The following is a 9,980-nucleotide window of genomic DNA, read 5'->3' on the forward strand; positions in this document are numbered from 1 at the left end:
GGCGGGGGGTGGGTTCGGGGGTGGGGGGGCGCAGACCCTCGAACCCGCCGTCGCCCGCGTCCCCTTCCCCGTCGTCGACGAAATCGCCCGGCACTGCCTCCAGGACGACGAACCGGAGACCGTCCACATCGAGGTGCATCTGCCCGGCCGGGTCGATCAGGCGCGGCTGCGCACCGCGTTCCACCAGGCGCTCGCCCGGCACCCGCGCATCCTGATGCGCCAGGCGCCGGTCCGCCGGTGGCGCCGCCGTTACGAGTGGGAGCTCACCGCCGCGCCGGATGTGGACCCGGTCGCCTTCCCGCCCCCCGGTCCCGATGCCCTCGTACGCGCAAGGGAACGCGCGCTCGCCGACTGTCCGCCGCTGGATGCCTCGCCGCCCGTACGGCTGGAGGTGATCGGGCAACCGGGCACGGCGGACGGCACCGTGCTGCTGCTCACCATCAACCACACCGCACTGGACGGCCCGGCCTGCCTGCGGGTGCTGGCCACCGCCGCCGAGCTGTACGGCGGCGCCGACAACTCCCCGGCCCCCTCGCCCGTACGCGCCGCCGATCCCGGTACGGAGCGGCCGCCCGCCGACGACCTGCCGGGCACCGGCCGGCGCTTCGCCCGCCCGGCCCGTATCGCCGCCGACCCCGGCCACACTCCGCACAGCGGCCGGATCGGCAACGGCATGCTCATCGTCGAACTGCCGATTCCGGCCCGTCCCCCGCGCGGGGACGGCCGGGCGCCGTACACCGTCAACGATCAACTCCTGGTCGCCACCTGTCTGATGGTGGCCCGCTGGAACCGGCTGCACGACCTTCCCGACGGCCCGAACGGCACGGGTGGCGCCCCCGCCGCCGCTCCCGTCGTCGTCACCATGCCGGTCGACGACCGGCCGCGCGGCACCGAGATGCCCATCGGCAACGGCACCCGGCTGCTCTCGGTCGGCTTCGGGCCCGAGGAACGCCGGGATGCCGGGCTGCTCACCGCCGATCCGCCGGACCCGGATGCGGTGGCCCGGCTGCTGCGGCGCACGGCGGCCCGTACCCGCGCCCTCAAGTCGGCGCCGCCCGGCCATCAACTCGGCCTGTCCGGGCGGGTGTTGACCGCGCCCGTGCTGCCCGTCGGGCTGCGCGGCGCGCTCACCCGTGCGCTGCGTACCGCCGCCGCGCCCTGGACCTCCACCACGCTCCTCTCCAACATCGGCCGGATCCCCTACCCGCTGGACTTCGGGGACGCCGGCCGCCCGACCGCGGTGTGGTTCTCCGCCCCGGCCCGGATGCCGCGCGGCCTCACCGTCACCACCGTCTCCGTCGCCGGCCGGATCCAGCTCGCGCTGCGCTGGTCGCACGCCCTCCTGGACGATCCGGCCGGCGCCCGGCTCGGCGCCCTGTTCGCGTCCTCCCTCGCCGCCACGGCGTGGACCGAACCACCTGGCGGCCACGGGCCGTTGCCCCCGCCCCCGGCCTCTCCACCGGTCTCTCCCCCGATCTCTCCCCCGATCTCTCCCCCGATCTCTCCCCCGGTCTCTCCCCCGGTCTCTCCCTCGATCTCTCCCCCGGCCTCCCAATCGCCCGCACCCCCGCCCCCTCCGCCGACCGAAGGAAGCGCCCGATGACCCGGCCCCCCGCCGCCACCGCGCCCGGCACACCCCCGGCCGGATTGCGGGACTTCTACGAGGACCCCAGCGTGCCGGTGGCGTCCGGCACCGCCCGCAGCCGACGGCAGGCGCAGCTGCTGGCACGCGCCCTCGGGCCCGTACGCCCCGGGACACCTGCCGCCACCATCTTGGACATCGGCTGCGGCGACGGCACCGCGGCCGCCACCGCGGCGGAGGTCCTGGCGGGTCACCGTCTCATCGGCGTCGACTGGTCGCAGGACGCACTGCGCCGCGCCCGGACCCGTATCCCCTGTGCGGTACGCGGTGAACTGACCGACGGCGGGCTGCCGTTCGCCGCCGACTCGGCCGACGCCGTGCTCTTCAGCGAGATCGTCGAGCATCTCGTCGACCCCGACGCCGCCCTGGACGAGCTGCGCCGGGTGCTGCGCCCCGGTGGTCATCTGATGCTCTCCACCCCCAATCTCGCCGCCTGGTACAACCGCGGACTGCTGCTCGCCGGGGTCCAGCCCGTCTTCTCGGAGGTGAGCCTGCGCCAGGTCCACGGCCGGCCCGGCACCCAGGTCGTCGGCCATCTGCGCCTCTACACCGCCCGGGCACTGCGCGGCTTCCTCACGGCGTCCGGCTTCGAGGTCGTACGGATCGCCGGTGCGCCGTACCACGATGTGCCGCGCCCGCTGCGCCCCCTGGACCGGGCCGCCTGCCATGTCCCGTCGCTGGCCTCCATCCTGCTCGCCCATGCCCGCCGGAGAAGGGAGTAGCGCGATGCCGTGGTGGGGCGTGGCGTCCGCGCTGCTCGCCAACGTCCTGTACAGCACCGGCTTCGTCCTGGAGAAACGCGCCCTGGCCGCGCTGCCCGCACTGAGCACCCGGCAGCCCGCCCGGGTCGTCCGGCACCTCCTCTCCAGCCCGCTGTGGCTCGGCGGCTCGCTCGCCCTGGCCGCCGGTTTCGCCGCCCAGCTGGCCGTCTACCGCACCCTGCCGATCGCCGCCGCCCAGGGCATCTTCGTCTCCGGTCTGGTCCTGCTTCTGCTGCTCTCCTCGGTGGTGCTGGGCGAGCGGACCAGCGGCCGGGAGCGGCAGAGCATCGCGGCGATCCTGGTCGCGCTGGTGCTGGTCGTCGCCTCCCTCCGGGGCGATGACGCACGGGCCGTGGCCCGCACCGCACCGCCCACGACGCTGCTGATGATCGCCGTACCGTCGCTGGCCGCCGGGCTGCTGCTGTACCGCTCGGCGGAGCGGCGCGCCAGGCGCCGCCATCGTCTGCCGACCGCGGGCGTCCCCTACGGGGTGGCCGTCGGCCTGCTCTACGGCGTCAGCTCACTGGCCATCAAGGGCGTCTCCGGTCTGCTCACCACCCACCACCTCGCGGCCGTCGCCGGGCAGTTGTTCCGCTCGCCGTACCCCTACCTCCTGCTCTTCACCGGAGTCACCGGCCTGGTCCTGTCCCAGACCGCTCTGCAACGCTGCCGCGCCTCCGTGATCGTCCCCGTCTGCACCACCGTCACCTGTGTCTTCACCGTCGCCTGCGGCACCGTGGCGTTCGGTGAGCCGCTGCCCGCCGATCCGCTGCGGCTGGCACTGCGACTGGGCGGCACCGCCGTCGCGGTGGCCGTCCTGCTCGCACTGCCCCGCCATGACACCCCCGCCCCCGAACCGTCCGCCGGCATACCGGAGTTGAGCCATGAAGCCCGATGACCCGCTGTTGAAGATCCTCGCCTGCCCCCTCGACAAGGGCCCGCTGTCCCTTCTCGCCCCCGACGGCGTCCTCTACAACCCCCGGCTGCGCCGCCGCTACCCCATCCTCGACGGCATCCCCCAGCTCCTCCCCTCCTCCGGCGAGCAGGTCACCGATGCCGAGCACGAGCATCTGCTGCGCCGCCTCACGGACCAGGAGCCCGGGTCGTGACGCTCGCCGCGCGGCTGGGGCCACGGCTGCCGGCCCGGCTGGTGTCGGCGCTGGCCGCCGGGATCTATCCGCGCTTCGAGCCGGAGCTGCGGCGGCTGGCCGACTTCTGTCCGCCGGGCGGCACGGCCGTCGACGTCGGTGGGTGGTACGGCCCATGGACCCGGCGGCTGGCCCGGCGCGCCGACCGGGTCGTCACCCTTGAGCCGGTCCCCCATCTGGCCCGTCTGCTCGCGTCCGTGACCCCCACCCATGTCGAAGTGGTCCCCGCCGCGGCCACCGACCGCACGGGCTGCGCCACCCTCTGGCTGCCCCCGGACGGCCGCGGCGATCGCGGGGTCTCCTCGCTCGTACGCCGTGGGCTGCACTCCGCCACGCTCGACGTGCCCTGCCTCCCCCTGGACGCGCTCGGTCTGACGTCCGTCACCCTCATCAAGATCGATGTGGACGGCGCCGAGCCGGCGGTGCTGCGCGGCGCCGAGCGCACCGTCGAGCGTGAACTCCCGGCGCTGTTCGTCGAGTTGGAGACCCGTATCCAGCCGCTCGGGCCCGTGCTGGACTGGACCGCTTCCCGTGGCTATCGCGGCTGGGTCCTGCCGCACGACCACTGGCTGCCACTGGCCGATTTCGATCTGCCCGCCCATCAGTCCCGCACCTCCCATGTCGCCGAGCACGGCCTGCTCCGCCGCTCCTTCGCCCCGCACCGCCGCTACGTCAATTCCGTGCTCTTCCTCCCCGACGGCGAGCGCCCCGGACCCCCCGCGGGCCCCGCCTTCCACGACCATGTCCATCATGAACCGCACCACTGACAATGACCCGCCCACCGGCTCCGGCACCCCCGGTGACCTGCCGGGACCGGTCGCCTTCCAGCTCGTCCTGCTGCGCCGGATGGCCGACCACCACCCCGGACTGGTCGAGCAGGCGCTGCGCGAACTGGGCGTCTCCCGCGCGCAGATGAGGGAGGCCAACCGCCGCTGGCAGGCGCGGATGCACGCGCCCCGGGCGGGCGGTGTCCAGCCGTACCGGGCGCTGCTCGGCGCCCCGGAGACCGTCACCCCCCGCCGGATCGGCGATCTGACCTGCGAGGCCCTGACCTGGCCCGTCCCCCTCTGGCCCGATCTGCGGTTCGAGGTGCTCACCGCCGCCCGGGGCACCGTCTGGAACGCCTGGCTCGTCCGCGCCCCCGGCGCCGCCGCCCCCGATCTGCGCACGACCGCGGACCTGACCCCCTGGTCCTGCACCGTCGACGAGGTCGCCCGCGCCTTCGCCCCGGCCCGCCCGATGGAGGGCAGCGCCCCCACCCGCTGGCGCCTGGCCTGCACCGCCCCCGGCCCCGACGGCGCACCGCAGGACATCGTCACCGAATTCACCTGGGGGCTCTACCAGCGACGGGCCGACTGAGCACCCGCCGCACCGGCCCGCCCCCGCCGCGCCACCCGTTCGGCGTAGCCGGCCCCTCCCAGTCCCCCGAGCAGACCCTCCCCGTCCCCCGAGCGGACGCTCCCAACAGGCGGGCCCTCGCGCGCGCCCAGAGGATGGCGCACGAGCGGTCCGTGTGAACGGGCCGTGCGAGCGCTCTGTTCATACCGGCCCATCGGGGAGGAATCACCCATGACCATCAGCCTCGCCCAATTGCGGCGCTGCTCGGCCGCCGTCGACCTCGGCGCGGCCCGGACCAGGGTGTATGTGAAGAACCAGGGGCTGGTGGTCGACGAGCCGACCGTCGCCGCCATCAATACCCGCACGGGGGCGCTGCTGGCCGTCGGCGCCCAGGCCGAGGTGATGGACGGCCGGACCCCCGACTACATCCGCGTGGTGCGCCCGGTCTCCGGCGGAACCGTGGTCGACATCGACATGGCCCAGCGGCTGCTGCGCACCCTCGTCGGCGACAAGCTGCGCAAGACGTGGCGGCGCCGGCCCACGATGCGGGCCGCGGTCTGCCTCCCGTACGGCAGCGAGCCACTGGCCCAGCGGGCGGCCGTGGAGACGCTCACCGGGCTGGGCGCGCGCCGGGTCGAGCTGGTCGACACCCTGGTGGCCGCGGCGGTCGGCTCCGGGCTCCCGGTGGAGCAGCCGGAGGCGACCATGATCGTGGTGTGCGGTGCGGGAACCACGCAGGTCGCGGTGCTCTCACTGGGTTCGATCGTGGCCGCGGAGACGGTGCCGGTGGGCGGCAACGCGATCGACCACGCGGTGGTGCAGCATCTGCGGCTGCACCACGAGCTGATGCTGGCGGGGCAGGCCGTCCGCCCGTTGCAGCTGATCCTCTCCGGCGGCGACGGGCTCACCCCGGGCTCGACCGAGGTGCACGGCCGGGACGTGGTCAGCGGAATGGCGCGCTCGGTGCATGTCGACACCGAGCGGGTACGGGACGCCATCACCACCCCGCTGACCGCGATCCTCGACAGCATCGGCGCCGTACTGCGCCGCTGCCCGCCGGATCTGGTGGCCGACCTGGGGGAGCGCGGCATCATGCTCGCGGGGGGCAGTGCGCTGATTCCTGGCCTGGAGCCGATGATCCATCAGGCCACCACCATGCCCGTGCACACCGCGGACCGCCCCGACACCTGTGCCGTGATGGGGCTCGGCGCCATGATCGAGGGCAAGGTGCAGCCGCTGCACTTCGACCCCATGGCCTCGTAGCCCGCCGGGGCCGTCATGGCCCGCCACGGCGCCGGCCGCGCCGTTACAGACTCCGGGCGTTCCAGGCGACCACCGCGGGGCGGCCGTGCTCGGTGCCCAGGACGCCGAACGCCCCGGTCTCGAACGTGAACAGCCCGCCCGCGGAGGCCGGCAGCCCGAGCGCACGGGCGGCCAGCACCCGCAGGAAATGCGCATGCGCCACCAGCGCCACATCGCCCTCATCGGCATCGAGCTGTGGCGCGATCCGCGCCAGCACCCGATCGGCGCGCGCCCCGACCTCGTCGGGCGACTCCCCCGGGTGCCCCTCGGGGCCGGGGGTGACACCGTCGGAGAACAGATACCAGTCGGGCCGGCTGCGGTGGATCTCGGCGGTGGTAATGCCCTCATAGCCGCCGTAGTCCCATTCCCGCAGGTCGGCATCGATCCGCGGCCGGGCCAGTCCCGCCAGCTCGGCGGTGCGCTGTGCCCGCGCCATCGGGCTGGCGTACGCCTGCGCGATCTTCCGGCCCGACAGCAGCGGCCGCAGTGCGCGGGCCTGCTCCTCGCCATTGGCGGTCAGCGGCAGATCGGTCCAACTGGTGTGCCGGCCGTCCCGGCTCCACTCGGTCTCGCCGTGCCGGACCAGAAGTAGTTCGCTCACGAGCCCCGAGCCTACTGGGCCTGCTCGGCCTGCGCCTGCCCGCTCTGCTGGGACTCGGCGACCGACGCGCGGACCTCGTCCATGTCCAGGGCGCGGGCCTGCCCGATGACGTCCTCCAGGGCCTCGGCGGGCAGCGCGCCCGGCTGGGCGAAGACCGCGATGTTGTCGCGGACGATCATCACGGTCGGGATGGACTGGATCTCGAAGGCCTGCGCCAGCTCGGGCTGCGCCTCCGTGTCGACCTTGGCGAAGACCAGGTCGTCGTGCTTGTCGGACGATCGCTCGAAGACCGGCCCGAACTGCTTGCAGGGCCCGCACCACTCGGCCCAGAAGTCGATCAGGACGAAACCGTTGCCGGAGACGATTTCGTCGAAGTTTTCCTTGGTGAGCTCCACCGTGGCCATGCGCGTTTCCCTGCTTCCGGTCGTTCGACGATGTTCAGTCGGTCTCGCTGCGAAAACGGGATCACCCCGTGACATATTCCGCGCCGGACCGTCCCGCTCCCCTGCCCACCGAACACGTTCCTAGACATCCCGATCCACGGGGGAATCCACACGCCCGCCACGCGGGAATCCACCCCACCGGCCACGGGGGAATCAGGCGTACGCGCCGCCCCCGGACCTCGTCCGGGAGAGCGCGCACCGTTCCGCCGTCCAGAGCGTCTCTTCCGGATCAGCCCGGGCCCTTCGCCTTGGCGTACCCCGTCGCCATACCGCCCGCGAAGTCGTACACGACGACCTGTTCCTCCCCGACGACCCAGGCATCGTGGCCGGCCGGGACGACAAAGACATCGCCGGGTCCGACTTCGGACTCCGCGCCGTCGTTCATCCTGATGCGCATCCGTCCCTGGACCACGAAGCCGTTGTGGTGGACCTCGCAGCTGTCGGTTCCGGCGATCGGGCCCACCGACTCCGACCAGCGCCAGCCGGGCTCGAAGGTGGCCACGGCAAAGTCCAGTCCGGTCAGGTGCAGGGCTTCGAGGTGACCCCGGGGAAAGTCACGCCGTTCATCCGGCTTGTCGATCGTTTTGACTTCCATCATGAGGGCTTCCTCCCACCACCCCCGGGTCGTTGTGAACCCCCCTGGTCCTTCCATGGTGCGCCGCGACAGGACGGCGGGCCACCGTGCCCCGGCCGGGACATCTCGCCGGATCGGTTTCCCCTTCAACCAGTTCCTGGTGGACGCGGAGGAGCCGCTGCTGTCCGACGGCCGCGGTACGGACACTGCGTTCGCCCGCCGGTGCGGACGCCCCGCGGGGGACCCGGCGGGGAGGGGGCACCGGGCCCGTGTCACAGGGATGTCGCCGGGCCTGCGTCATGGCGCGCAGCCGCCTCCCCCGGGGACTAGCATCGCAGAGAGACCGCCAAGAACGGAGTATTCATCTGTGCGTCATCTGCGCGTAGGCGTCGCCATTTTGACCATGGGAAACCGCCCCGCTGAGTTGCAGGCGCTGCTGGATTCGGTCGCCAAGCAGGACCTTCAGCCGGCGCACATCGTGGTCGTCGGAAACGGCTCGCCGCTCCCCCCACTGCCGCACGGCGCGACCGGCGTCGAGCTGAGCGAGAACCTGGGCGTCTCCGGTGGCCGGAACGTCGCCCTGGACGAGCTGCGGAAGCTCGGGGAGCTGGACGTGGTGGTCGATCTGGACGACGACGGCCTGCTGATCAGCCCGGACGTCTTCAGCCGGCTCGCCGAACTTCACGAGCAGGACCCGAAGTTGGGGATCGTGAGCTTCCGCATCGCCGACGAACTCGGCCGCACCCAGCGTCGGCACGTCCCGCGTCTGCGGGTCGGCGACCCCCAGCGCGGCGGTCAGGTCACGACGTTCCTCGGCGGCGGGCACTCCCTGTCCGTGCCGATGCTGGAGCGCATCGGCGGCTGGCCGGACGAGTTCTTCTACGCGCACGAGGAAACCGACCTGGCCTGGCGGGCCCTGGACGACGGCTGGAACATCCGCTACGCACCGGAGATCGTGCTGCAGCACCCGTACACCTCGCCCACCCGGCATGCCGTCTTCCATCGCATGGTGGCCAGAAACCGGGTATGGCTGGCGAAGCGGCATCTCCCCGCGCTCCTGGTGCCGCTCTACCTGGGCGTGTGGGCCGCGCTGACCGCCGTCCGCAGCCGCTCGGCGGCGGGCATGCGGGCCTGGGCCGCCGGTTTCGCCGAAGGAGTACGCACTCCGTGCGGGCGGCGGCGGCCGATGCGCTGGCGCACGGTGTGGCGGATGACGAAGCTGGGGCGCCCGCCGATCATCTAGCCCGCCGATCGTCCAGGGCGTGTCGTGTGGGTCGGTCCGACGCCTGCTGATCCACGGGACGGCCCCGGGTCCGAACAACGGGCCGGCTGCCCGCTGTTCGGACCGGCTTCCCCGTACGGGCCTCGGACCGGTTTCCCGTACGGGCCTCGGACCGGTTACCCCGTACGGGCCTCGCCCCGGCTTCCCCCTACGGGCCCAGGGCCCACGGTTACGCGTCCGGCGCTCCGTGGATGCCCTCGTAAGCCAGCCACTGGGCGTACGTGTGCAGGCCGTAGGTCAGATCGGTGGTGGCTTTCCAGCCCGGCGGCGGGGGCGGCCACGCCGCCTCCTTCGCGCGGGGCCCGGGCGCCTCGGACGGTGCCGCCCGGTCGGCGATCGGCACCGGGCGGACGGCCTTGCGGACCGCCTGTGCCATCTCGGCGACCGTGCAGGTGGCGGCGTCCGCGAGCCCGATCGCGCGCTCGGACGGGGGCGTCCGCAGCATCGCCGACAGGCCGCCGATCAGATCGCTCGTGTGCAGCGGGCGGAGCAGCGCACCGGGCGGCTCCTCGAAGGTCAGCGGGCGGCTGCGCAGCGCGTCCCACACCATGCGGCCGATCCGTGAGTCGTGCGGGCAGCCCGGACCGTACAGGTCCCCGGTGCGCACGATGCAGACGCCCTCGCAGGACGGGGAGTTGAGGGTGATGCGGCCGCCGTCGGCGCCGGGCGCCGCCCCGAGAGCGGTCAGATCGAGCACCGCGTCCAGGGTCTGCTCCGCCTGCCGCCCCGGCCCCAGGGCCGTGACCTGGTGCCCGTTGTCCGCCAGCCCCCGCACGAGGTGCTCCCCCAACGGGGTCCCGGCGCCGAGCACCCCGACCCGGCACGGTCCGGCGGCGGCCCGCCTCGTCCGTGGCCGCCCGGCGGCCTCGCCGCCCGCCTCGACGCCGGC

General features: G+C 73.6%; 12 protein-coding genes. 8 read left to right on the forward strand and 4 right to left on the reverse strand.

Annotated features, from left to right (window positions below):
- The 7 genes from DY245_RS36015 to DY245_RS36045 form a co-directional block, all read left to right on the forward strand.
- Window positions 1-1,603: hypothetical protein (locus DY245_RS36015; protein WP_425329487.1), on the forward strand; the 1,603-nt coding region annotated here is incomplete at its 5' end.
- Complete coding sequence (locus DY245_RS36020) at window positions 1,600-2,364, forward strand: class I SAM-dependent methyltransferase (RefSeq protein ID WP_128511303.1); 765 nt, start codon at window positions 1,600-1,602, stop codon at window positions 2,362-2,364. The genes DY245_RS36015 and DY245_RS36020, both read left to right, overlap by 4 nt.
- Window positions 2,365-2,368: 4 nt before the next feature.
- A complete protein-coding gene (locus tag DY245_RS36025) occupies window positions 2,369-3,301 on the forward strand; it encodes a DMT family transporter (RefSeq protein ID WP_181924028.1) in 933 nt (310 codons plus the stop codon).
- Window positions 3,288-3,512, forward strand: a complete 225-nt coding sequence (locus DY245_RS36030) for a Trm112 family protein (RefSeq protein WP_128511304.1) — start codon at window positions 3,288-3,290, stop codon at window positions 3,510-3,512. The genes DY245_RS36025 and DY245_RS36030 overlap by 14 nt, the downstream gene beginning before the upstream one ends.
- The gene (locus tag DY245_RS36035; protein ID WP_128511305.1) at window positions 3,509-4,318 is read left to right on the forward strand and encodes an FkbM family methyltransferase; all 810 of its coding nucleotides are present in this window, start codon (window positions 3,509-3,511) and stop codon (window positions 4,316-4,318) included. Before DY245_RS36030 ends, DY245_RS36035 begins: the two co-directional genes overlap by 4 nt.
- Window positions 4,302-4,910: a hypothetical protein gene (locus DY245_RS36040; protein WP_128511306.1), complete on the forward strand. Its 609-nt coding sequence runs from the start codon at window positions 4,302-4,304 to the stop codon at window positions 4,908-4,910. The genes DY245_RS36035 and DY245_RS36040 overlap by 17 nt, the downstream gene beginning before the upstream one ends.
- A 210-nt stretch (window positions 4,911-5,120) precedes the next feature.
- Window positions 5,121-6,152: a rod shape-determining protein gene (locus DY245_RS36045; RefSeq protein WP_128511307.1), complete on the forward strand. Its 1,032-nt coding sequence runs from the start codon at window positions 5,121-5,123 to the stop codon at window positions 6,150-6,152.
- A 43-nt stretch (window positions 6,153-6,195) separates the two neighbouring features.
- Here the strand turns inward: DY245_RS36045 and DY245_RS36050 are convergent, their stop codons facing one another.
- From DY245_RS36050 to DY245_RS36060, 3 genes are all read right to left on the reverse strand, one after another.
- On the reverse strand, window positions 6,196-6,792 hold the full coding sequence (locus DY245_RS36050) for a histidine phosphatase family protein (RefSeq protein ID WP_128511308.1): 597 nt from the start codon (window positions 6,790-6,792) through the stop codon (window positions 6,196-6,198).
- A gap of 11 nt (window positions 6,793-6,803) precedes the next feature.
- Entirely contained in the window at window positions 6,804-7,196 is a 393-nt protein-coding gene (trxA, locus tag DY245_RS36055; RefSeq protein WP_128511309.1) for a thioredoxin, read from the reverse strand.
- 268 nt (window positions 7,197-7,464) lie between these two features.
- On the reverse strand, window positions 7,465-7,833 hold the full coding sequence (locus tag DY245_RS36060) for a cupin domain-containing protein (RefSeq protein ID WP_128511310.1): 369 nt from the start codon (window positions 7,831-7,833) through the stop codon (window positions 7,465-7,467).
- Window positions 7,834-8,176: 343 nt separating this feature from the next.
- Between DY245_RS36060 and DY245_RS36065 the strand changes: the two genes are divergently transcribed.
- Window positions 8,177-9,052, forward strand: coding sequence for a glycosyltransferase family 2 protein (locus DY245_RS36065; RefSeq protein WP_128511311.1), 876 nt, complete (start codon window positions 8,177-8,179; stop codon window positions 9,050-9,052).
- Between the two features lie 208 nt (window positions 9,053-9,260).
- Here the strand turns inward: DY245_RS36065 and DY245_RS36070 are convergent.
- On the reverse strand, window positions 9,261-9,980 hold a 720-nt coding region (locus tag DY245_RS36070), incomplete at its 5' end, for an NAD-dependent epimerase/dehydratase family protein (RefSeq protein WP_483409837.1).

The organism is Streptomyces inhibens (genome assembly GCF_003389455.1).
GTDB lineage: Bacteria > Actinomycetota > Actinomycetes > Streptomycetales > Streptomycetaceae > Streptomyces > Streptomyces inhibens.